This is a genomic window from Streptomyces sp. NPDC020490 (assembly GCF_044335305.1).
Lineage (GTDB): Bacteria > Actinomycetota > Actinomycetes > Streptomycetales > Streptomycetaceae > Streptomyces.
In genome coordinates this window covers 70,422-93,370 of record NZ_JBIRUY010000031.1, presented here as the reverse complement: position 1 = coordinate 93,370, position 22,949 = coordinate 70,422, and the positions used below count along the sequence as shown (strand labels likewise).

General features: G+C 72.2%; 19 protein-coding genes and 1 pseudogene. 12 read left to right on the top strand and 8 right to left on the bottom strand.

The genetic code is table 11. The features are described from left to right. Nucleotides 1-30: 30 nt before the first annotated feature. From ACH4ZX_RS28645 to ACH4ZX_RS28615, 7 genes are all read left to right on the top strand, one after another. Complete coding sequence (locus tag ACH4ZX_RS28645) at nt 31-1,539, top strand: protein kinase (protein WP_398278710.1); 1,509 nt, start codon at nt 31-33, stop codon at nt 1,537-1,539. Nucleotides 1,540-1,794: 255 nt separating this feature from the next. Then, nucleotides 1,795-3,144 (top strand): alpha/beta hydrolase family protein, encoded by a 1,350-nt coding sequence (locus ACH4ZX_RS28640; protein ID WP_398278707.1) that lies wholly within the window; start codon nt 1,795-1,797, stop codon nt 3,142-3,144. A 295-nt stretch (nt 3,145-3,439) separates the two neighbouring features. After that, a complete protein-coding gene (locus ACH4ZX_RS28635; protein WP_398278704.1) occupies nt 3,440-5,683 on the top strand; it encodes a HAMP domain-containing protein in 2,244 nt (747 codons plus the stop codon). A 16-nt stretch (nt 5,684-5,699) separates the two neighbouring features. After that, nucleotides 5,700-7,166, top strand: coding sequence for a poly-gamma-glutamate synthase PgsB (gene pgsB, locus ACH4ZX_RS28630; RefSeq protein ID WP_398278701.1), 1,467 nt, complete (start codon nt 5,700-5,702; stop codon nt 7,164-7,166). Continuing rightward, nucleotides 7,163-7,645 (top strand): poly-gamma-glutamate biosynthesis protein PgsC/CapC, encoded by a 483-nt coding sequence (locus ACH4ZX_RS28625; RefSeq protein WP_360749388.1) that lies wholly within the window; start codon nt 7,163-7,165, stop codon nt 7,643-7,645. The genes pgsB and ACH4ZX_RS28625 overlap by 4 nt, the downstream gene beginning before the upstream one ends. A 44-nt stretch (nt 7,646-7,689) precedes the next feature. Then, nucleotides 7,690-8,772, top strand: a complete 1,083-nt coding sequence (locus ACH4ZX_RS28620) for an NlpC/P60 family protein (RefSeq protein WP_398278696.1) — start codon at nt 7,690-7,692, stop codon at nt 8,770-8,772. 101 nt (nt 8,773-8,873) lie between these two features. Beyond that, nucleotides 8,874-10,832 (top strand): ArnT family glycosyltransferase, encoded by a 1,959-nt coding sequence (locus ACH4ZX_RS28615; RefSeq protein WP_398278693.1) that lies wholly within the window; start codon nt 8,874-8,876, stop codon nt 10,830-10,832. 242 nt (nt 10,833-11,074) lie between these two features. On the opposite strand, the gene ACH4ZX_RS28610 is transcribed toward ACH4ZX_RS28615, so the two are convergent. Further along, nucleotides 11,075-12,556, bottom strand: a complete 1,482-nt coding sequence (locus ACH4ZX_RS28610; RefSeq protein ID WP_398278690.1) for an esterase — start codon at nt 12,554-12,556, stop codon at nt 11,075-11,077. Nucleotides 12,557-13,095: 539 nt separating this feature from the next. Between ACH4ZX_RS28610 and ACH4ZX_RS28605 the strand changes: the two genes are divergently transcribed. From ACH4ZX_RS28605 to ACH4ZX_RS28590, 4 genes are all read left to right on the top strand, one after another. Further along, nucleotides 13,096-14,235, top strand: a complete 1,140-nt coding sequence (locus ACH4ZX_RS28605) for a hypothetical protein (RefSeq protein ID WP_398278687.1) — start codon at nt 13,096-13,098, stop codon at nt 14,233-14,235. A 166-nt stretch (nt 14,236-14,401) separates the two neighbouring features. Beyond that, complete coding sequence (locus ACH4ZX_RS28600; protein ID WP_398278684.1) at nt 14,402-15,277, top strand: alpha/beta fold hydrolase; 876 nt, start codon at nt 14,402-14,404, stop codon at nt 15,275-15,277. Between the two features lie 44 nt (nt 15,278-15,321). After that, a complete protein-coding gene (locus ACH4ZX_RS28595; RefSeq protein WP_398278681.1) occupies nt 15,322-15,603 on the top strand; it encodes a hypothetical protein in 282 nt (93 codons plus the stop codon). 74 nt (nt 15,604-15,677) lie between these two features. Next, on the top strand, nt 15,678-15,881 hold the full coding sequence (locus ACH4ZX_RS28590) for a hypothetical protein (RefSeq protein WP_398278678.1): 204 nt from the start codon (nt 15,678-15,680) through the stop codon (nt 15,879-15,881). Here ACH4ZX_RS28590 and ACH4ZX_RS28585 read toward each other — a convergent pair. The 5 genes from ACH4ZX_RS28585 to ACH4ZX_RS28565 all read right to left on the bottom strand — a co-directional run bounded on the left by ACH4ZX_RS28585 (nt 15,866) and on the right by ACH4ZX_RS28565 (nt 20,655). Beyond that, nucleotides 15,866-16,240, bottom strand: a complete 375-nt coding sequence (locus tag ACH4ZX_RS28585; protein ID WP_398278675.1) for a hypothetical protein — start codon at nt 16,238-16,240, stop codon at nt 15,866-15,868. The two genes, ACH4ZX_RS28590 and ACH4ZX_RS28585, sit on opposite strands and share 16 nt — an antisense overlap. A gap of 666 nt (nt 16,241-16,906) precedes the next feature. Further along, on the bottom strand, nt 16,907-18,202 hold the full coding sequence (locus ACH4ZX_RS28580) for a hypothetical protein (protein WP_398278672.1): 1,296 nt from the start codon (nt 18,200-18,202) through the stop codon (nt 16,907-16,909). A gap of 152 nt (nt 18,203-18,354) precedes the next feature. Next, nucleotides 18,355-18,852 (bottom strand): SigE family RNA polymerase sigma factor, encoded by a 498-nt coding sequence (locus ACH4ZX_RS28575; RefSeq protein ID WP_398278669.1) that lies wholly within the window; start codon nt 18,850-18,852, stop codon nt 18,355-18,357. A 140-nt stretch (nt 18,853-18,992) separates the two neighbouring features. After that, nucleotides 18,993-20,051: a hypothetical protein gene (locus ACH4ZX_RS28570; RefSeq protein WP_398278666.1), complete on the bottom strand. Its 1,059-nt coding sequence runs from the start codon at nt 20,049-20,051 to the stop codon at nt 18,993-18,995. Nucleotides 20,052-20,070: 19 nt separating this feature from the next. Next, nucleotides 20,071-20,655: a TerD family protein gene (locus ACH4ZX_RS28565; RefSeq protein WP_398278663.1), complete on the bottom strand. Its 585-nt coding sequence runs from the start codon at nt 20,653-20,655 to the stop codon at nt 20,071-20,073. A gap of 105 nt (nt 20,656-20,760) precedes the next feature. On the opposite strand from ACH4ZX_RS28565, the pseudogene ACH4ZX_RS28560 reads away from it, so the two are divergent. Beyond that, nucleotides 20,761-21,093, top strand: a pseudogene (locus ACH4ZX_RS28560) (PIN domain-containing protein); the annotation flags it as partial. Between the two features lie 87 nt (nt 21,094-21,180). On the opposite strand, the gene ACH4ZX_RS28555 reads toward ACH4ZX_RS28560, so the two are convergent. Next, nucleotides 21,181-22,302 carry a CU044_5270 family protein gene (locus ACH4ZX_RS28555; protein ID WP_398278660.1) on the bottom strand — a complete coding sequence of 374 codons (1,122 nt, stop codon included), beginning with the start codon at nt 22,300-22,302 and terminating at the stop codon, nt 21,181-21,183. After that, nucleotides 22,299-22,946, bottom strand: coding sequence for an RNA polymerase sigma factor (locus ACH4ZX_RS28550; RefSeq protein ID WP_398278657.1), 648 nt, complete (start codon nt 22,944-22,946; stop codon nt 22,299-22,301). The genes ACH4ZX_RS28555 and ACH4ZX_RS28550 overlap by 4 nt, the downstream gene beginning before the upstream one ends. Between the last annotated feature and the right edge of the window lie 3 nt (nt 22,947-22,949).

The following is a 22,949-nucleotide window of genomic DNA, read 5'->3' as shown; positions in this document are numbered from 1 at the left end:
GGTGTCACCGGTTGTCCTAGTCTGACCCGCATGACACCGGGGGACAGGGTCGGCGGGCGCTTTGAGCTGGTCGAGCGGCTCGGCAGTGGGGGGATGGGTACCGTATGGCGAGCCAGGGACACGGTGCTGCACCGTGAGGTAGCCCTGAAGGCGGTGCGCCAGGACGCGGACACCTCGGACACCGTGCGGGAACGGGTCATGCGAGAGGCCAGGGCGCTGGCCCGGCTCAGCAACCCGCACGTGGTGACGGTGTACGAAGTCATCGAGGCGGAGCCGCACCCGTGGATCGTGATGGAACTGGTCCCCGGCACCTCGCTCCAGCAGCGCGTCGACGCGGGTCCGCTGAGCCCGGCGGAGACGGCCCGCATCGGCCGCCAGTTGCTCTCCGCCCTGCGCGCCGCGCACGCCGCCGGCATCCAGCACCGGGACGTCAAACCCGCGAACATCCTGATCCGCCCCGACGGCACCGCCGCCCTCACCGACTTCGGCATCGCCGCCCTCCAGGGCGCGACGGCGCTGACCGCGACCGACGAACTCATCGGCACCCCGGAGTACATGGCTCCCGAACGGATCCGCGGCCACGACGACGACCCGGCCTCCGACCTGTGGTCCCTCGGGCTGGTCCTGTACGTGTGCACGGAGGGCGCAAGCCCGCTGCGCCGCGCGACCACGCCCGCCACCCTGGCCGCGGTCCTCGAGGATCCGGTCCCCCCGCCCGTACGCTCCGGGCCTCTGGAGCCTGTCCTGCGGTCCCTCCTCGTGCGGGACCCGGCGGCCCGCCCCGACGCCGGGCAACTGGACGCGATGCTCGCTCAGGTCGAGGCCGGCACCACACCGAGCTGGGCCCAGCCGACGATGACGGCGGCACGCATGCCGGCCCCGGTGTTCCAGGCGGCCCCGACGCAACAGGACGTCCCCAGGCCTGGGACGCCGGCTCGCCGCCGTATGCCGGCGCTCCTCGCAGCGACCGCTGTCCTGGCCGCCATCGCGGCGACCGCGTCAGTGCTGACCTTCCATACGCGTGAGGACGACAAACCGACCGCCGGCGCTGCCGTCGGCACGACCACGCCCGCGTCGCGCGCACCGGCCGCTCAGACGCGGCCGGCGAGCCCCGATCCGGAGCGCAGCCCGAGCCCGGACCCGACGCCGAGTGCGTCCTCCTCCCCCGCACCGGGCATGTCGCAGCAGTCCTCGGCCCCGGCAGACAGTGGCCGCTGGATCGCACAGCTGTACTCCGAACCCGTCTCCTCGGGCACCGCCGCCCGCGACCAGCGCCTGCAACGTATCCGTACCTCCGTGCCCGAAGCGCTCTACCTGCGCAGCGACGATTACGCCTCACTGCGCCCCGGCTACTGGGTGATCTACGCACCGGGCCCCTTCGCCGACGGCCGCGCCGCGCTCACCTTCTGCGCCGAACACGGACGCACCACCGCGAACGCCTGCATCGGCCGCTACCTGAGCACCAGCCGCGCCGACTTCCCCCTCCAGTGCCGTCCCCCGGCGTCCGAGGCGACGGGCCGCTGCACACGCGACAGCTAGTGCCATGACCGCAGGGTTCGCCGGGTCGGTGGTGTGGTCCGGCGGTCGGATGGACGGAGATGCACGATCCGACTGCTGACTACCCATCGGGAAGAGTGTCCTGACGCTGTGTCATCGCTCGTGGCAGCGCTCGGCTCCGGTGCGTGAAGTGGCCACGGCGGTGTCCGGGGCGGGTGAGTCCGCCCGCCGCTGCGGCGGTACGGTGTGCGGCAGCCGATCGCGCTTTCTACGATCGCCGACCACCAAGGGGGTTTCATGGAACACCGCCGCCCGCGCCACCGTCGTAGAACGATCGCCAGAGCGGTCGGCTCGGCGGGTGTGCTGGCCGCCCTGGCGCTGGGTGTGGGGATGACACCCGCGCTGGGCGCCGGGAAGCCGTCCGAAAAGCCTGCGGCCACCGGGTCTTCGGCCGACAAGCCCGCCCCGAAGAGGCCCTGGGCGCCCGAGAACGACGAGCTGCCGCTGCGCGGCAAGTCCGTGCGCGCCGAGGCGCTCACGTCCGCCCGCGCGGCCCAGTCCCCGCTGCAGCTCACCATGCCCGCGCCGACCGGGAAGAACAGCGTGGGCATGGTCGGCCTGCACCTCGTCGACAAGTCCCGCACGGATCCGTACGTGTCCGGCCAGACCCGCGAGCTGATGGTGTCGCTCTGGTATCCGGCCACCTCCACGTCCGGGCACTACCGGGCGCCGTGGATGCCGTCGATCTCCGGCGCCCACTTCCTGGCCTCGCGCTGGCTGTCGCCGCAGCAGGTGACCCTGCCGAAGACCGCGGGCCATGTCCTCGCCCCGGTGAAGACCTCGCTCGGCAAGCTGCCCGTCCTGCTGTACTCGACCGGGCTGCACTCGGACCGCGCGGTGGGCACCGCGCTCGCCCAGGACCTCGCCAGCCGCGGCTACCTCGTCGTCACCGTCGACCACACCCACGACGCCAACGAGGTGCAGTTCCCCGGCAACCGGCTCGAGGTCAACAGGATGCCGGCGGGCACCCACTCCTCCGACACGCTCAAGGTGCGCGCCGCCGACATCAAGTTCGTCATCAACGCGCTCGGCAAGATCAGCAGTGGCGGCAACCCGGACGCCGGCCACGCGACGCTCCCGTCCGGACTGTCGAAGTCGGTGGACACGTCCCGTATCGGGATGTTCGGCTTTTCACTGGGCGGGGCGGCGGTCGACACCGCCATGCAGCTCGACAAGCGGATCGATGCCGGCGCCAACCTGGACGGCCAGTTCTTCGGGACGGCGCCGAGCAAGGACCTGGACCGGCCCTTCATGCTCTTCAGCTCCGCCAACCACAACCGCAACAACGACAAGTCGTGGCGGACGCTGTGGTCGCACCTGAAGGGATACCGGGTCGACATCAAGCTGGCTGGCGCGGCGCACCTGTCGTTCAGCGACTACGAGTACCTGGTGCCGCAGTGGGCCGGCCTGCTCGGGATCTCCCAGACGCAGATCCAGCAGCAGTACGGCACGATCGACCCGAACCGGGCGGTGAAGATCCAGCGCGTCTACCTCGCCGCCTTCTTCGACCAGCAGCTGCGCAACAAGCACAGCAGCCTGCTCGACGGGCCCAGCAGCACGTACCCGGAGATCTCCTTCGTCCGCTGACCGGACGTCTGACCGGGCATCCGAAGGGTGGGCCTGTTCGCGGGTCCGCCCTTCGGCGCGTGGGGGGACGGTTCCGCGCGTGTCGCAGCCGCACAGGCATCCCGTTGCCCTGTGCGACGGATGAGGCGAGGGTGTGATGGTTGTGTGATACCGGCGGGGGCTAGACTGCTCGACCGTCGAACATTCGGGCGCCCGGCGCCAGGTTGAGGAAGGACCCGCTGCCCTGCCCTCCGCACCCCGGGCGCCGCGTCGGCACCGCATCCGCCGCCGCGCCGATATGCCGATGCTTGGCGGGGTGCGCCCGCCGATAGCCTCACTCGTCGCACTCCTGCTGGTGGTCGCCGCCCTGACCGTGATCGGCCTCGGCGGCGTCCACACCGCGCGCATCCCGCAGGCCGTGCTGGACGGGGAGCAGCAGATCGCCGCGGACAGCGCGCTGTCGATGCGCACCGCGATCGAAGCCGAGGCGAGCACGGTACGCCGTACGGCCAAGGCGTACCCGGCGACGAGTGCCTCGACCCCCACGACCGCGCTGAAAGCGCTGACCCCTGACAAGAAGGCGGTCCTCGGCCGTGCGCTGCTCGACGCGCGCACCGGCAGACTGCTGGCGACCGGCGGCCGGACCGTGCCGCTGGCCGGGGTGGACGCCGCCAGGACGGCGGCCGGGCACGGGGAGATCCCGCCCCGGCTGGCGACGTCGGGCGGCACGCGGCAACTGCTGTACTTCGCCAGGGTCACGCTGCCCGCGCAGGACGACCCCGACGAGGACCAGACCCCGAACCGGACCGAACGGCAGTGGCTGCTGGCGGTCTCCGAAACGCTCCCCGCCCTCACGGCGTACGGCGACGGACGCGCCGCCGAAGTGCTGGACGCGTCCGGAGCGGTGCTCGCCACCGCGGTGCACGGCACGGCGTCGCCGGCCGCCGCCGACAGCGGCCTGTCCGCCGCGGCGTCCCGCGCGGCGCACAGGTCGGGGGGCGACACCGACGCCTCGGGAAGCCTGCTGGGCGCCGCCGCCGGCAGCCGGCGCACCGTGGCCGGCTGGGCCCAGGTCGCGTCGGCGACCGGTTCGGGCGAGACCGACGACCTCGGTCTGGTGGTGCTCACCTCCCGTGCGGTGCCCGCCACGACCACCGCCGCCGACTACTCGGGCTTCGCGCTCGAGGCAGCGGGGGTGCTGGCCGCGGTCGCGCTGCTGCTCGGGCTGACGCTGTACTTCTGCGTACAGCGGCCGCTGCTGCGGCTGTATCTGTCCGCCGGCCGGCTGGCCCGGGGCGCGAGCGGGGGCGGGCCGGCCGCGACGGAGGAGCTGTACCGGCCGGTTCCGGTGCACGGCTTCGGGGAACTGGCCCGGATCGGGCGGGCACTGGAGTCACTGCGCGGGCAACTGCTCGGCGAGAGCGGCCCGCAGGAGTTCCCGGCCCGGCGCGGACCGGGCTGCCGTGCACTGGCCGTGGCCGGCGTGCTGGTGGTGGCCTGCTGGTCGGTGCCGATGATCTTCGTGCTGAACCGGGCGGACACCGCGACCGCGGTTCCGGCCGCGGTCCTCGCCGACCAGCAGGCGCGGACCGAGATCGCGACGCAGCGGATCCGGCAGTCCCTCGACCAGTCGTACACCGACCTGAGCGCCGCGGCCACGAGTCTGCCGGGCAGGAGCCGGGCCGACCAGACCGCGGTCCTGCGGAAGTCCCTCGCCGACCACGAGCAGTACCGCTCGCTGTATCTGCTGGACCGCTCGGGCCGCATCACGCTGAGGGTGGGCGACGCACCGCTGCGCACCCTCGTCCACGTGCCGGGCGGCAGCGGGATCACCAACGTCAACACCTCGGGCCGGATCCCGGTGATCGCCGCCTACGCCCAGGTCCGGGCCGTCAAGGGCAAGGCCCCGGCGGCCGGGGTGGTCCTGTTCGGCGAGATCGACGTGAAGGCGCTCAACTCCATACTGCCCAGGCCGAAGCTGGGCAGCGTCTGGGTGACGGACCGCCACGACAAGGTGCTGGCCGCGAGCGTGGGCTACCTCGCCTTCCAGTCGCTGCCCGACTCCGGCCTGACCCGTCTCGCCCGCGCCACCCAGAGCGCCCCGGGGACCGCGGGCACCGCGACTTCGGCGGTGCACCACACGTCCTCCGGCCCGTCGATCGACGCCGCCGCGCCACTGGCGCAGAAAGGCCCGACGGCCGGCCTCGGCTGGCACGTGGTGACCGCGGAGCCCGCGGCGGCGCTGCAGATCCCCGCGATGCAGGCCGAGCAGCGCACCATGCTCGCCGGCATCCTGGGCCTCGCCATGGGCGCGGCCTGCCTGGGCTGGCTGCATGTCGTGGTGATCCGGCCGCTGCGCGCGGTCGCCGTGCTCGTCGGGCGACTCGCCGGCGGAGACCGCCGGACCGTGCTGTATCCGGTCAACCACGACGAGATCGGCTCGGTCACCCGCAGCCTGGAGCTGGTGCGCCAGGCCCTGGTGGAACGCGACCGGGCGGCCAGATCCGGCCACGCCGCCGGGCCCGCCCGGTCCCCGTACGAGAACACCTTCCAGCGGTAGTAAGGACGGAACCGACGTGGTCTTCCTCTATGTCATCGTCCTGCTGTGCTGCGCCGGGCTGTGGATCGCCGGAATCCTGGAGCAGCGGCGGCACTTCGCCTCGCTGGAGCAGATACCCACGCGGGTGCTGGTCAACGGCATCCGCGGCAAGAGCTCGATCACCCGGCTGTGCGCGGGCGCGCTGCGCGGCGGCGGACTGGTCACGGTCGCCAAGACCACCGGCACCGCGGCCCGGTTCATCCATCCGGATGCCACCGAGGAGCCGGTGTACCGCAAGTTCGGCATCTCCAACATCGTCGAGCAGATCGGCATCGTACGGCGGGCGGCGATCTACCGGCCGGACGCGCTGGTGATCGAGTGCATGGCGGTGATGCCCGCCCTGCAGGAGATCAATCAGGAGAAGCTGATCCGTTCCACGATCGGCGTGCTGTGCAATGTCCGCGAGGACCATCTGGAGGAGATGGGGCCGACGCTGGACGACGTCGCCCGCTCGCTCTCCCGCTCGATGCCGGTGGGCGGGATCTGTGTGACGGCGGAGAGGGACCGGCTGCACATCCTCCAGGAGGAGGCCGACAAACGGAACTGCCGGCTGATCGCGGTCGATCCGGAGTCGGTGACCGACGCCGAACTGCGCGGCTTCAGCTGGTTCACCTTCAAGGAGAACGTGGCGATCGCCCTCACGGTCGCCGAGCTGCTCGGCGTGGAGCGCCAGACCGCCATGCAGGGCATGTGGGACGCGCCGCCCGACCCGGGCGTGCTGTCGGTGGAGCGCTACGTCACCCCCGAGGGCAAGCGGCTGCGGTTCGCCAACGTCTTCGCGGCCAACGACCCCGAGTCGACGCTGATGAACGTCAAGCAGCTGGAGGATCTGGGCGCGATCAGACGGCCGCTCAGCGTGGTCATCAACTGCCGCCCGGACCGGGTGGAGCGCAACGGCCAGATGGGCACGATCGTCCCCGACCTCCACGCCGAGACGGTGTTCCTGATCGGCCACCCGACCAAGAGCGCCCGCGACGCGATTCCGGACGGCTTCACCGGCCGGGTGGTGGATCTCGGCGGCGACCGCCGGGACCCCGAGGAGCTGACCGCGGCGATCCTCGCGGAACTCGGCCCGTCCTCCTCGCTGGTGGCGATCGGCAACATCCACGGCCAGGGCGAGCTGTTCCTGGAGTGCCTCGCCGAGCTGCCGCTGGACGACTCCCCCGAGGACCCGCTCGACGCCGTTCCCGGCGGCGACGGCCTGGACCAGGAGACCATGCAGTTCGCCATACCCCGGCCGCGGGTCTCGGTGGCCCGGCCGCCCGAGCCCGAGCCGTACAGCTGGGTGGCGCCGCTGGAGACACCGACGTACGCCTTCCGCATCCCGGAGCAGCGCGACCTCGCCCGCCGGGCAGCCGCCCGCCAGGGCCGGCCCGACGACCGGAACACCGCGGAGGACCCGCGCCACCCCCACGATCCGTCCCAGTTCACGAGGAACCCGTGATCCCCGCCAATCTCAACGCACAGACCGCCGCGCTCGGGATCGCCCTCGGGCTGGTCTTCTCGCTCGTCTGCTATCTGACCACCAACCTCTCCCCCGGGGGGATGATCACCCCGGGCTGGATCGCCCTCACGCTCGTCACCGATGTGCGGATGGCCGGACTGATGGTCGGCGTGGCGGCGGTCACGTACTTCCTGACGAAGCTGGTGCAGCGCACGGTGATCCTCTACGGCAAGCGGCTGTTCGCCGCCGTGGTGCTGTGCGCGGTGCTGATGCAGACCACCGTGATGCTCGCCCTCAACCACGAGTTCCCGCTGCTGTACACGTCACAGACGCTTGGCTTCATCGTCCCCGGCCTGGTCTCTTACCAGATGACCCGCCAGCCGCCGGCGGCCACGGTCATCACGACCACGGCGGTGACCCTGGCCACGTACGTGGTGCTGGTCTCCGGTCTGCTGATCGGTGCCCTGCCCACCAGTTGACCCGCTCACCACCCGCTCACCCAACAGTTACAGGAGGACCGGCCATGCACTCCGACCCCGTGGGCAGGCGAAGCCGCCCGGCTCGCCGCGCCGTGTTCCGGACGATCGCGGGCGTGGTGGCCGCCGGGGCGGTGGGCGGGTACGCCTGGGACCGCCTCGGACACGACGGCGGCGACCGTGACGGCGCGGCCGGCGGCGCGGGCTCCGGCCCGGGCGCCCGGTCCACCCGGCCCGACGCCTTCGAGCGGCTGTCCTCCCCTGACCGCACCGTGGTCCGCGCCGCCGACGGCGGGACGCTCGCCACTTTCACCGACGGCGCCCGTACGGCCGTACTCACCGGTCCCACCCGCACCTTCAGCGAGCCGCGGACCACCGAGGCCAAGGTGACCACGGACGCCTGGGTGCGGGTGCTGCCGCACGCGTGGCAGCGGGGCATGGAGAAGTCCGCCTGGTTCAAGAGCTGGTTCCGCAAGGCGCTCGGCGACAGCAGCCCGGACGTCTTCGCGGTGGCGTTCCAGTACAGCAGCGCCGGGGCGCCCGACAAGCGCAACGCCGACGGCGTGCGCTACGCGGGCACCGCGCACTTCGGCCCGCGCAACGCCGCGGTCAAGAACCCGCTGGACTTCGCCTACTACGACGAGCAGTCCGACTTCTACGACTATCTGGGCATCGAGTGGACCTTCCCGGACGGCACGCGCGTGCAGCCGGAGAAGGCCCGCTACGGCGATGTCGACTGCTCCGGCTTCCAGCGTCTGGTGTGGGGCTACCGCATGGGCATCCCGCTGCACAACACCAACACCAAGGGCGCCGGTCTGCCACGCCGCGCCTACGCCATCGCCGCCTACGGTCCCGGCCGCACGGTGATCCCCCACACCGGCACGCGGCAGGCCACCGACCTGGACGTCCTGCAACCCGGCGATCTGGTCTTCTTCGCCATCATCAAGGACCGGCCGGACTTCATCGACCACGTCGGCATGTACATGGGCCTCGACGACCGGGGCCGGCACCGCTTCTACTCCAGCCGCTCCGCCGCCAACGGCCCGACCCTGGGCGACCTGTCCGGCCACGCGCTGCTGGACGGCACCGACTTCTACGCCCGCGGCTTCCGGGCGGCCCGCCGCCTGTGACTCCGCCGCGTGTGATGTCGCCGCGTTCGATGTCGCCGCCGGTGACTCCGCCGCGTGTGCACCGCCGCTTCACCTGACCTGCTGATCCGAGGACCACTGCCATGACCGCCATCCCCGCCGCCCAGGCCACCGGAGCGCAGCGAGGCCATCGGGCGGCGAACCGCCGCTCCCGCCGGCCGAAGGACGCCCCGCGCTGGGAGCGCCCGGCCCTCGCCGCGGTGCTGGCCGTCGCCACGGTGCTGTACTCCTGGGGCATCGGGCACGCCGCGCTCCACCCCTTCTACGGTGCGGCGATACGCTCGATGGCCGGCAGCTGGCGGGCGTTCTTCTTCGGCGGGCTCGACACCGCCGGCTCGGTCAGCATCGACAAGCTGCCCGGCGCCTTCTGGCCCGACGCCGTCTCCGTCTGGCTCTTCGGCCCGCACACCTGGGCCGCCGCGCTTCCGCAGGTCGTCGAGGGCGTGCTCACCGTATGGCTGTTGCACCGGATCGTACGGGCCTGGGCCGGTCCGTTCGCCGCGCTGATCGCCGCGCTGGTGCTCGCCCTGACCCCGGTCACCGTGGCGCTGAACCGTGCCACCATCCCGGACACCGCGCTCACCCTGCTCCTGGTGGCGGCCGCCGGAGCGCTGCAGAAGGCGGTGCGCACCGAGCGGCTGCTGCCGCTGATCACCTGCGGTGTCTGGGTCGGGCTCGCCTTCCAGGCGAAGATGCTGCAGGCGTGGCTGGTGCTGCCGGTCTTCGCCGCCGTGTACCAACTCGTCGCGCCCGGTACGCCGTTGAAGCGTGCTCTGCGCGTCCTGGCGGCCGGGGCGGTCGCGCTCACGGTCTCCTGCTCCTGGATCCTGATCGCCTGGGTGACACCGGCCGCCGACCGCCCGTACCTCGACGGGACGTCCCACAACGATCCCTTCGCCCTGGTCTTCGGCTACAACGGCCTGAGCCGCTTCGGCAGCGATCCCACCGCGTTCGGCGCCGTCGCGGGGACCACCGCCAGCCGCACCACCGGCAACACCGGCTGGGACATGCTGATCAACCACACGGTCGGCCCGCAGGTCGCCTGGTTCCTGCCGCTCGCCGTGCTCGCCGCGGTCCTGGGCGTCGTCCGGCACGCCGGGCGACCGCGAACCGACCTGCAGCGCGCGGGATTCCTGTTGTGGGGTGGCTGGCTGGCCGTGCACACCGTGGTGTTCAGCGTCTCCAACGGCAACCACGCCTACTACACGGCCGTCATCGCCCCGGCGCTCGCCGCGCTGGCCGGTGGCGGCCTCGCGCTGTTCCGCTCGGAGTACGAGGCGGAGTACGAGGCGAAGTACGAGGCGGAGTACGAGCCGCAGCCGGCGGCGGAGCACGACGCGGCCGGCCGGCGGCACCTGGTGCTGCCGGCGGCGATCGCGCTGACGGCGGCGTGGGCGCTGGTGCTCGACTGGCCGACCCGATTCGTCTCCTGGCTGCTGCCGGTCGCCGTGATGCTCGCGCTGTGCGGCGTGGTGGGCCTGTGGAGCCGCGGGCCGCGCACCTCCCCGCGGCTGGTCCACGCCGCCCTCGCCGCCGGAATCGCGGCCACCCTGGTCGTACCGGCCGGCTGGGCCGTCTCCAGCCTCGACCCGCTCTACGCGGGCGCCACCACCTCGCCGATGGCCGGTCCGGTCGGCAAGTCGTATTACGAGCATCCCCATCGCGCCCCGCGCAGGAGAGGGCTCGGCCGGCCCAGCGCCCGCGACACCGCCCTGCTCGCCTACCTCACCACGCACCGCCACGGCGAGAAGTACCTGCTCGCCACCCAGGCCGCCTACACCGCCGAGCCCCTGCTGCGGGCGAAGTCCGAGCCCGTCCTCGTCATGGGCGGCTTCACCGGCAGCACCCCCTTCCCGACCGCCCAGCAGCTCGGCAGCCTCGTCACCGCGCACCAGCTGCGCTATGCGCTGCTCACCACCCAGCGCCCCACCACTCCCGCCACCACCTGGGTGAAGTCCCACTGCGCCCGCATCCCGCCCACCGCCTACGGCATCCGCACCGACGGCAGCTTCACCCTCTACGACTGCGCCGCCGAGAAGTGAGGCGCCGTCCGTGCACCCGGCGGCCGCGGTCCAGGGCCGGGCCGCCGACCGGCGGGATGCTGGATGCGGGACTCGTGGCCGAGCCGTCGTGGCCGAGCCGTCGCCGGGCCATCAGGCGCTGATGGCCGTCGCGGCCGGTGCGTGAGCGGCGGCGGCAAGGACAGGCCCCAGGCCGGCCAGGACCGTGCGGCGCCGTTCGTTCCGCCGGCCTCCTGCTCGCCGTCCTCCTGCTCGCCGGCCTCCTACTCGCTGATCGCGGCACCGAACCGGGCGCCGGTCGGTGACGCCCCGAGCACGGCGGCCCCGTACGAACGGGCGCCTGTGGTCACGATCCCGGACGCGAGGGCGCGGAACACCCAGACCGCTCCCTCGGAACCGTTCTCTCCCGGGGCGGAGGCCAGCAGCTCGCAACGGCCGTCGTGGTTCGTGTCCACGAGCCGGACCTGCCCGCCCCAGCGGTCCGCTCGCTCCGCCGTGCCCGGTACGCCCGAGGAGTTCTGCGTCAACGACATCGCCCTGCCCGCGGTCACTCCGGAAGCCGACCCGCGCAGGATCCAGACCGCACCCGCGTCCTTGACGCTGCCGACGTCCTCCCCCGGCGCGCCCACCGCCAGGTCGTCGTAGCCGTCCCCGTCGACGTCGGCGACGGAAACGGCGGACCCGAAACCGTCACCGAGTTCGGCGTTGCCCGGCACCCCGGGACTGTACTGGGCCCAGGCCTGCGCCACGGTGCCGAGCTCGTCGACGCCCTTCACCCCGTCCTCACCGCCGAAGTAGACGCCCACCACGCCTCCGGTCAGGGGCTCGCCCTGGTCATAGGGGCTGTCCGGCGACCCGTAGACGAGATCGTCGTAACCGTCGTTGTCGATGTCCCCGGACGCGGTGGCGGGACCGCCGCCGAGGTCCCGTACGTACGTCAGCCCTCCGGTTCCGCTCGAGTACACCGCGGAGCGCCCGCCGCCGTCCTCCTCCTGGCTGCGGCCGGACACGACCAGGTCGTCGTCGCCGTCGCCGTCGTAGTCACCGGTGGTCAGGGACTTCGGCTCGATGGCGTCGCCCTGCACGGCACCGGTGGTGTCGAGGCGGCTCTTGCTCCTCAGCGTTCCCGCCTCGTAGGCGAGCACGTCCGCGCCGCGACGGTCCGCGGCGACGAGGGCCTCGCCCGGAGCGGAGCCGGCCGGCCGGGCAGTGGCCACGGCCAGCCCGAAACGGGCGTCGGCGTACGGGGCCGCAGGGGCGACAGAGACGCTCCCGACGGCGCGCAGCCCCCGCGCGGAGCCGTACAGCACGGTCACCCGGCCCACGTTCCGCAGCGCACCGGTGTCCTCACCCGGCGCGCCGATGACGGCGTCGTCGTAACCGTCGCCATTGACGTCACCGGTGACCACCGAAGCCCCGAACGCGTCACCGGGTTCCGCGTTTCCCGGGACACCCGTGGTGGCCTGGCTGAAGACGGCGGTACGCCCCTCGGGCGTGGTGGCCGCGGTGCCGATGCCGTGCGCACTGCCGTACTGGACCGTCACGTAACCCGCGCCCTTGACACCGCCGGCGATGCCACTCGGCGCGCCGATCAGCACATCGGAGTACCCGTCACCGTCGAAGTCGCTCGCGGCAGCACCGGAGGCCGAGCCGGCGGCGAACACGGAGGGTGCGTGCATCAGACCGGCACCGGCCATGAGCAGGAACGAAGCAGCGGCAACCGCCGCGGAGCGTGTACGTGCCATCGGTCTTCTCTCTTGCCACGTGAAACGTCAGTGATTCTTTTGTCGCAAGATCTCCTTGCGTGGGTCTGACCCACCACTGGTGTCGATGGTTGTAGACGGCGGCCGACGCCTGCGGTGAGGGCGCCGTGCGCCCCGCCGCTGCGGAGCCGCTGCGGAGTCGGTGCGGAGCCGGTGCGGAGCCGCTGCGGGGCCGGTGCGGAGCCGCTGCGGGGCCGCTGCGGGGTTCTGAGGCTGCTGTTTCCGGGTGAAAGTTCGCGACACGCGTCAAGAAGTACTGGCCGCCTGTCAAAACTCTCTCCGACAGATCACGCGCCGTACTCACGCACGTCCGTTCTCTCGGCGTGGTCGTTCGATGGGGTGCGGTGACGGGCAATGCTTCGCAGCCACGAAGGCCGCGACGTGGAGAAGGAGTTCTCGTGATTCCCCCCTTGCTGGGCCGAGTGGCTGTCGCCACGCTGGCCCTCCTCTTGTGTGCGGGACCGGCCGGAGCGCAAGCGCGGTCCGCCGCTCCGGCCGCGCCGGTCCCCGCGCCCCGGCCGATGGTGTCGGATCCCGCGTCCCTGCCGGACTTCCACCTGACGTGGGATCCCGACCCCCGCGCCTCGAACATCCCCGCGCTGCCGTACCAGCGGCTCACGCCGGGTCAGCTGATCAGCAACAGCAACAACCTCGATCACATCGCCACTCAGAAGTGCTCCGCGGCCAACAGCCCGCTCGGAGCACTGCGCAACGCGGTCGCGGCAGCCGACTGGTACTGCTTCGACAGCGTGGACTCCGCGTCGTCCACCTGGACCCCGCAGGGCATGAGCGGCAGTGAGGACGCGTTCCCCGCGGGCACGGTCAACGGCCGTCGGGTACTTCTCAACTCGTGGTACGGGCACGCGCCGAACCAGAGCACGCCCGCACGTTCCCGGGTCAGCTTCCTCGTCCCAGGCGCCCCGACGCGCTACGTGCACGTGGAACTGGTGCAACTCATGCCGGGCCAGACCGAGTTCAGGTCACTGCCGACCCACGCGGGCGGCGTCGTCTGGCACGAGAACTCCCTCTACGTGGCGGATCCGCGGAGGGGTCTTCTGGTGTTCGACACCCGGAACATCCTCGACCTGGGCCGGACCAACGACCCGAGGGCTCCGGGCAGCCGGTTCGTGCTGCCGGAGATCGGTCGGTGGTCCACGGGGACGGGCGGGGTGTCCCCCCAGGCCTGCAACAGGGGCAATCGCGCCTGCTACGACTACGTCTCCCTGGACCGGTCCGCGTCCAGCTGGCAGTTCATCACGGGTGAGTACTGCAGCCGGCGCCAGGGCGGGATGCTGGTGTGGTGCGACTCGCGTCTCGCGCGGTGGCGGACGAGCGACATCACGTCCCGGACCGCCGGCAACACCATCCACGCGCAGGAGGTCTACCAGCAACCGGTCACCAACGTGCAGGGCGGCGTCTCGTACGAGGACCCGGCCGCCGGCGCGCGCCGCTGCTACTACTTCGACAGCAGCCGGGGCGAGGACAACCTCGGCTGGCTGGTGACGGACCGGCCCAACCAGCAGCCCACGTACCAGCAGGGCGGCGTCGGGCTCCAGGATCTGTACGTGATGAGGTCGAACCGCCAGCTGTGGACGGTCACCGAGTGGCCAGGGCTCGGCAAACGCATCATCTACGGCGTCAAACAGCCCAGCTGCCCCTGACGCCCGGTCTGCGGTCCCGGCACGGGGACCGCACGCCATGACCGCTGCGGGGCCGGGCCGGGACCGGGATGCCGGAACCCTCGCCAGGCCCCGCACGCGGTTCCCCCCTCGCCGCCGGTGGAAAAGGGGACGGCAGTCGGGAGGCGGGCACGCGACAATACGGATCATGGACTACGGCGTACGGGAACCAGCGCGGCTCGGACAGATCGGGCTGCCGGACGGCAGGCTCCTGGGCTGGGCGGAATGGGGGCCGGCCGACGGCACTCCGGTGCTGCTGTGCCCGGGGGCGGCGACCAGCAGGTGGCTCGCCTTCGGCGGCGGCGCCGTCGACGCGGAAGGTGTCCGGCTGGTCAGCGTGGACCGGCCCGGCCTCGGCGCCTCCGACCCCGCCCCCGGCCGGACCCTGACCAGCTGGGCGACCGACATCCGGCACTTCGTCCAGGAGCGGGCCCTGCACGCCCCGTCGGCGGTGGGGTTCTCGCAGGGGGCGCCGTTCGCCCTCGCCCTGGCGGCACACGGTCTGGTGAGCGCGGTGGCCGTGGTGTCCGGCAGCGACGAACTCGCCCATCCCCGCTTCGCCCAGTCGCTGAACCCGCAGGTGAGGGGCCTGGTGGACGCCGTCGCCGCCGACCCTGCCGCCGCCGAGGCGTCCTTCGCCGACTTCGGCAGCGCCGAAGCGCTGTGGGATCTGATCATCATGACGAGCCCCGAGGCAGATCGGGCGGTCTACACCGACCCGGCCTTCCAGCACGCCTTCCGGCGCGCGATGGACGAGGCGTTCGGCCAGGGCCCCGCGGGCTATGCCCGTGACACCGTCCTGGCGATGGGCCGCTGGCCGTTCGACCCCGCCGACATCGCCGTCCCGGTCGACCTCTGGTACGGAGAGCAGGACACCAGCCCGGTCCACTCCCCGGACCTGGGTGAATCGCTCGCCCGGATGATCCCGACGGCGACCCGGCACCTGCTTCCCGCCGCCGCGGGATCCCTGCTCTGGACGCACGCCGACGCCGTCCTGCGCACCTTGCTGGCGCACGTCCGGTGACGCGGGGCGCGGACGCCGTCTCCCGGGGGAGCTGCGTTGACGTCGTGGACGAGGAAGCGATCACCGTCAGACTCACGCGCGACCCGGCGTTCGTGCTGTCGGACTGGCTCTGCCAGGTGATGTTCGAGTCCGGCGACCTCGACGGGATCGTGCGCGACCGAGCCGTCCGGTCCCGGATCCATGCGATTTCCGGAACCCTGGACAAGACGCTGAGCGAGATCTTCGCGCCCGACTACGGCCCACGGCTCGGAGCGGCCAAGGAGCGGCTCCGCGCCGGCATGTACGGCGGGGCCGACGAGCCGGCGCCGCCGGGCGGGAGCGACTGAGCCGGGGCGCCCAGCCCTCGCTCCGCCGTCGCACCACAGGGCGCCGGAGTGCCCGGCGGACAGCCGCCGCCCTCATGTTCGACGCGGTCAGCGGCCCGGGCACCCTCACCCGGGCCGAGCCGGAGACGGCGCCGGAGACGGCGCTGGACGCCTGCCTGGACCGGCTGCTGCCGGAGGCGGCGGTCCCGGGCGGGCCCGCCGCCGGGGAGACAGGCGGCCCGGGGCAGCCGCCGGCCCGGCCAGGGGACGGCTTGACGGCGTCTCAGCGGTCGGAGTAGCTGAGATCGCCCACGGTCCATGCGCTGACGTCCTTGATCGCGACCCGGTACATGCCGCCCGTCTCCGGGATGCCGAGGCTTCCCTGGAGGATCCGGGCGAGATGGAAGTGCAGGTGCGTGGGCGCCTCGCCGCGGCCGGGCCGGCTCCCGCGTGGGCCGCGGGTGAAGACGTTGGAGAACGGGCCGAGGCGTTCCGAGTCCTTCAGCACCTCCGCCACCCGCTCCCGCCACACGGCCTCGGGAGCCAGCCGGCCGGTGATGACGGCGCCGCCGACGACCACGGTCAGCGACATCTGATTGCTTCGCTCGGACTCCACAGCGGCGGAGATGGCGACAAGCAGCTCATCAGGGTTCGACATGACAGCAGAGCTTATGCGGCCCGCCCGCACCGGAACCGCCCTCGGGGCCGAAGCGGCCGCGTGCGCGGCGGGAGACGGCTTCCGCGAACCGGTGCGGGGCGATCGCGGCAGGGTTCTTCCTCCGCCGGAAGAGCGAAAACTGTGTTTGCCGGAGTAGATTTTTGGCTCCGCTGTGGGTACGCTTCTTCTCGTAGACACGGTCGAACGAGACCCGGCAGACACGAACTGCCGGTGACGGAGTACGAAACACGCAGGTCAGTGCGGCTCTCGAGCCTCGGAGCCAAGGTTTTCTCAGGACGGTGACGGGACTGAGAGCCGCACTGGGCGGCTCGCACCTCAAGGAGCCGCCGCCAGCAGTACCGGTTCACACAGTGGTTGGTTCAGAGAGGAACGGAGGAACAGACGCCATCAGGATCGCCCGGTCCGAGAAACACCGATAGGCACTCGGCCCGGGTACCGCAAGACCCCGGAATGGATGGTGGTCCCCGGTCACGCAGCTGCGATCCCCCGCTCCGCCCTGCTGGGCCGGGTAGCGGAAAAAGAGAAGGTCGGCAGAGCAGTAGAGAGCCGACAGATGGTGTTGCATTTCCTTCGGGGCCCTGGTGCCGTACGGGCACCAGGGCCCCTCGACGTCACGGGGCCCGTCTCCCCGGCGATCCGCGGTGCTCAGTCCGTGAAGAACGTCCTGTCGAGCGCGATGCTGCGCAGCCGGGCCATGCTCAGGGCCGGCCGGGGGCGCGTCACCGGGGCGCTCTCGGCGTAGGAGTTGGCCTCCCGGACCACCACCCGGCGGCCGTCCGGGTACAGGACGTCGACCAGCCACACCCGGGCCGCACCGCCCTTCTCCGACGGTCCCTGGACCTTCTTGACCTGCGTGCCGTCGGCCAGTGTCGTGGCCTCGCAGTGCCCGGACACGTCGGCGCAGCCCATGTGCCCGGCCAGCAGGGGGGTCATGTCGTACTGCGCGTCGGCCTCGACCATGTTCTTGCCGTGGCCGTCGTCGTAGACGAGCTGGACCAGCCCGTCACCGGCGTTCAGGTCGGAGACGGTCCCGGCGGGGGGCAGGTGTGACGTCAGCACCCGGGTCATGCGGGCGCCGGATACGCGCGTGCCGGTGGCGGAAGGCGTGGCGGAGGGGGTTCTCTGCTGGGTCGGCAGCGCGCTGATCGTCCTGTCCCACGCCGGGCTGCGCACGATCGAGGTCAGCTCGGAGAGCGACAGCAGCGGATCGGCTCCGTCGGACGTTCCCTTCTCGTCGCCGCCGCCGAACTCCTGCACCGTCAGCTGGACCCCGGCGGCGGTGGTGAGGACCACGTACCAGCGCTTCTGCCCGGTGTCGCTGCTGGGGTAGGTGAAGGACTTGGTGGTGTTCAGCACCGCGCCCCCGGGGAGCTTCTCGGTGGTGCACTTGTCGTGGGGGCGCACCTCCACCGGCAGGCAACCGGCGTTCCCCTGCTGGTCCCTGGGGGTGTCGGGGTCCAGCCGGGAGACGGTGAGGTCGACGCTGGAGGAGCCCTTCGCGGTGGAGTAGGTGAGCTTGGCCATCGGCCAGACGACGGGAGGGCCGGCCTCCGACGCCCGGCCCGAGGCCGCGGAGACGGTGCCGCCGGCCGGCAGCAGGTTCTTGAGCGTGCGGACCATCTCCTCGCCGCTGACGGGGGCGGGCGACGGGGAGGGCTGCCGCCCGGTGGAACGTCCCGGGGCGTTTCCCGGCGCGTCGGCCCGCACCTGGTCCCGGGAGCCGGCGCCGTGGCCGCCGAGAGCGCCCGTGGTCATCAGGGTGCCGCCCGCGGTGACCACCGCGACGGCCACGGCGGTGACGCGGGCGGCGGCGAACAGCCGCATCCGGCGCCCGCGGGCGACGGAGCGCTGCACCAGGTCGGCGGAGTGCGGCGGGAACTCACTGGTGGCGCGGCTCATGGCGCGGGTCACCCGGGTTTCGAAGTCCTTGTCGACGGACATGGTGGGGTTCCGTTCTTCCGGTCCGGGGAGTTCGGGGAGTCGGCGGGCGGAGCGTTTCGCGGGGGCCGGGGGGTCCGGGAGGTCCGGTAGGTCCGGGAGGTCCGGGAGGTCCGGGAGGCCGTCGCGGCATGAGCGTCGTCGGCTGGTGCTCGTCATGCGGCCAGGTCGGCCAACTCGGTCCCGAGCAGGGCGCGTAGCCGTTGCAGGGCGCGCATGCTGCGGGTGCGGACGGCTCCCGGCGACAGTCTGAGGACCTGGGAGGTCTCCTCGACCGAGCGGTCCTCCCAGTAGCGGAGCACCAGCACCGCGCGGTCCTTGGCGGTCAACTGGGCCAGGCCGTCGAGCAGGGCCATCCGCAGTTCCGCGTCCGGGGCCGGTCCTGCCGCCTCGGGCAGCCGGTCGCTGGGACGCTCGGTGGAACTGCGGCGTCTGCGCTGGGAGATGTAGGTGCGCACCAGCACGGTGTCGGCGTAGGCCACCGGGGAGTCCGCACGGCTGATCCGCCGCCAGGAGCGGTACATCTTGGCGAGCGTCTCCTGGACCAGGTCCTCGGCGAGGTGCCAGTCGCCCGTGAGCAGGCAGGCCGTCCGGAACAGCGGCCCGCTGCGGGCGGCTGCGAACTCCAGGAAGTCCGCGGGTGCTTGCCTCACCGTGTTGTCCTTTCGTGGGCGGACGTCACCTCTTACACGCGGTGAGGGTGCTGTCGCGTTACGCCCCGAAGGGGATCCGGGAGGGAATGAGGCCGCCAGGCCGCCGACGACGGCCGAGAGACGGGTCTGGATCACTTCACCTAGTCGCCGCCACCGTCGCCGCCGCCACCGTCACTGCCGCCGTCGCCGCCGTCGCCGTCCGAGCCCCAGCCGTCGGCGGCTCCGGATTCGTTGTCGTCGCTGCCGTTGCCGAGGTTGCTGAACCAGGGGAGGTCCCAGCCCTCGTCGCCGCCGTCCCGCTGCTCGGAGCTGAACCGGGCCAGGCCCGTCGCGTCGCCGACTCCGAAGGCCACGGAGAAGACCTGCGCCATCACGGCGTCCAGCGGGTCGGCGCTCTCGTAGCGGACGGGAGCCAGCGGCCGCAGTAGCTCACCCGGCCGATGTGCGGGTCGGCGCGGTGGGCAGGTCAGCAAGGCGACTCTCCGGTCGTCGCGCGACAGCCATGAGCTCACCGCGTTCTCCCGGCGCAGTGTCCAGCGTCCGCCGGGCTGTCCTGGCCGTCCGGGCCGTCCCGGTTGTTCGGGCAGTCGTACCTCCACCGAGCTCTTGGACTTGCGCAGCTTCTTGTTGAGGCTGAGTTGCGCGGTCACCTCGCCGACGGTCATCCGCAGGCCCTTGGCCGGCTGGGCGGAGTCGCGGTGGAACCCGTGCGGCGCCCGGATCCGTACGACGGGTGCGCCGGGCCCCCACACGTCGACCCGCACCAGACGCCGGTCCACGACGACCGTGACCGGTCCGGCGGGCCCCGGCGCGGACCGCCTCGCCATCCACAGCGGTACACCCTCGGCCCGCGCCCGGTCGGCCAGCGCGGCCACCTGTTCCGGCCCACCGCACCGCCGTACCGCCAACTCGCCCAGCGCGCGGGCGAACCGGGCGGCCTGCCGGACACTCACCGGCGTGGCCGTGCCGGTCACCCGGGTCACCGGGACGAACCCGGTCCCCTCGGGCAACCGCTCCAGCGGGCGTTCCGCGCCGCCGCCGCCGAGCCAGTGCCCGCGCTGGAACGCCTCGGCCATGGCACCGAGGTTCAGCTCGGCCAACGGCGTGACGCTGCCGCCCCTGCGCAGCCCGTCCTCGGTCAGCTCCACGGGCCGCCAGAGCGGGTTCCACGAGCGCTCGGCATACAGGGAATCGCTCACTCCGGCCCCCGTTCGCGGGCTACTTGCTGACGGCGAAGCGCATCAGGGCGTGTTCGTCGCCCTGCTTGATCTTCCCGGTCACGTTGATGACTTCGAGTTTCCAGCCGGCGCCCTGCCGCACGGCCTTGGCCACGGCACAGCCGTTGTCCTGCGTGAGCAGGCTGGGCCAGATGTCGGCGACCTGCTGCGAGCTTCCCCCCGTGGCGTCGTAGACCTTGAAACTGATGTTGCGCGCCTTCTGGAAGGAACTGCCCCGCTTGAACGCGGCGGCGACGAACACGATCGACGTGATCTGCGGCGGTATGTTGGCGAACTCGACGGTCACCGTCTCGTCGTCCCCGTCCCCGTGCCCCGTCTGGTCGTCGCCGCTGTGGACCAGCGAACCGTTGCCCATCGGGTTCAGCGAGTCCAGGCCCGCGAGGCGTACCGGGTCCGTGCCCTGCATGGCGATGGCGATCAGGTCCAGGTCGGTGCCCTGCTTGCGGCGCAGCTTGCCCAGCACGCCGCCGCTGGTGCCGGCCGTGGGGTCCCAGGACACGCCGATGGACAGATGGGTCACTCCATCCAGGTCCGCCGGGCCGTCTTCCTTGGTGAGCGTAATCATGTTTCGGCCATCCCTTTCAGACGTCTACCAACATGCAGAGTCTGCCCGGGCCCCCGGCGGTTCCCTCCGGGGGCCCCGACACGGGAAGTGGCCGCACGTCACAAAGTGAACGCCGCACAGTTCCTGATCGACACCAGCGCGCTGGCCCGGCTTCTGCGGGGCGATGCCGAGCGGTTCGGATGGGATCAGGCGGCGGCAGCCGGGCTCATAGGCACGTGCCCCATCACCGGGCTGGAGTTCTTCCACGGTTCACGTTCCGCCGCGGACCGTGCGCAAGGCGCCGAGGATCTGCGCATGCTTTTCGGCTGGGTACCGGTCGACGACCGCGCCTACGATCGTGCCTGGCGGGTTCAGGAAATACTCACCCAGCGCGGACAGCACCGCAGTGCCGGGGCCGTCGACCTGGTGGTGGCCGCCACCGCCGAGTTGCAGGGGCTGGCCCGGACCCGGCAAGTAGCGGCGGACCGGCCCCGGGTCCGGGGCCGCCGGGGAGGCCGGACGGGCGACCGGCCGGTCCGGAGGGGGTCAGCCGTCGGTCGCCGGGGTCTGCTTGATGTCGTCGACGACGGACCTGGTGATGATGGCGCTGGTGAACATGACCGTGCCCGGCTTGATCAGGGCGTCCGCGCCGGTGCCCTGGCGGACCTGGACCGTGCGTTCGCCGAGGAACACGTGGGTCTTCGGGTCGAAGATCCATTCCTCGCGCTGGCCGCTGGTCTCGTCGAGGCGGGCCACCGCCACACCGTGCCGGCCCGCCGCGTCGACCGCGTCCCGTACGACGACGACGCCGGGGATCTTGGCGGCCGCCTTGAAGAGGGCGGGGTAGAGGTCCGCCGGGGGGTAGCTCTCGCCGAGGAGGTCGCCGATGGTGGTGAACGCCTCCTGGTCGGGGGAGTTGCCCTGGCCCTCGGTCTCCTTGTAGATCTTCGCCAGCAGCTTGGCGGGGTCGGCGGGGAGCTTGGCGAGGTAGTCGTACGACGGGCTGTTCAGGTCGGCCTTCGGGGTGTTGCCCTGCTCGTCGGGCAGGCTCAGCGTCTCGCCCTCGGGGCTGTCGTTGACCGCGGGGTCGATCAGCCAGCCCTTGGTGCCGTCCGGCGACATCCACACCTGGCGGCGGTGCAGGGCGTGGCTGGCCAGGCTGGTCTTGTCGTTGACGGTCTTGAGGAACGTGTCGGCCGTACGGGACTCGATGTAGACGTACTGGCCGGGGCCGACCTTCGGGTGGGAGGCGTAGGCGTCGGCCGCCGCGAGGGAGATCTGGTCGAGCAGCTGGGGCGCGCCCGCGGCGGCCGCGCCGACCCGGGTGGTCAGGGCCGGGCCGGTGGCCACGCCGCCGTCGCGGGTTCCCCCGCCGCCCTGCATGACGATCCCGGCGACGACCGTGCCCGCCAGGGCCGCCGCGAGGGCGGGCAGGGCGATCGCCGGGCGCGGCAGCCGGAGCCGGCGTCGCTTCCCGGGCGCCGCCGGTGCCGTACGGCGCTCCTGCTGCTCCCGCTGCTCCTGCTGCCGCATGTCGTGGATCTGGGCCATCAGACGCTCCTTGTGGAACTGGTGACGGCCCGTCGGCAGATCACGCGCCGTCCAGGACAGGAGCTGTGCTTCCTTGTCCTCCTCGGCCGGTTCGTGCCGGGACGTGTTCGCGTTCATCGGTTTCCTTCCTGCGCGGGCCGCCTGGTGTGTGGGTGATCGCCTCTTGTCTGTCTGCCGGCGTGGCCGGCTTCCCGTCTCGTGGGAGATTTCTCGTGGGACGGGGGGCTCTCCGCGAGCGCGCGCAGCTTCCTGCGGGCCCGGGAGAGCCGGGAGGCGACCGTGCCGACCGGGATGCCGAGCGCTGTCGCGGCGGCCTCGTAGTCCAGGCCCTCGCCCAGGCAGAGCGCGATGACCTCGCGTTCCGGCCGGCGCAGCGCGGCCAGCGCGGTGAGGGCCGTCGCGAGCCGGCGCCGGTCATCGACCCGGCCCGCCACCTCGTCGGCGTGGTCGGGCACCGACAGTTCGGCCGCCGCGGCGGCGTGGGCCGCGGCCCGGTAACGGCGGTTGCTGCGGTACTGGTTGCGCGCCGTGTTGGTGGCGATGCCCAGCAGCCAGGGCCGCAGGGAGCCGCCCTCGGCATCGACCCGCTCGCGCAGCCGCCACGCTTCCATGAAGGTCGTGGCCATCACGTCCTCGGCCGCCGACCAGTCGGCGGTCAGCCGGAAGGCATGGTTGTAGACCGCGCGGGCGTAGCTGTCGAACAGCTCGGCGAACGCGCTCGATTCCCCGGCCCGGACCCGGGTACGCAGATGAGTGCTCACCTC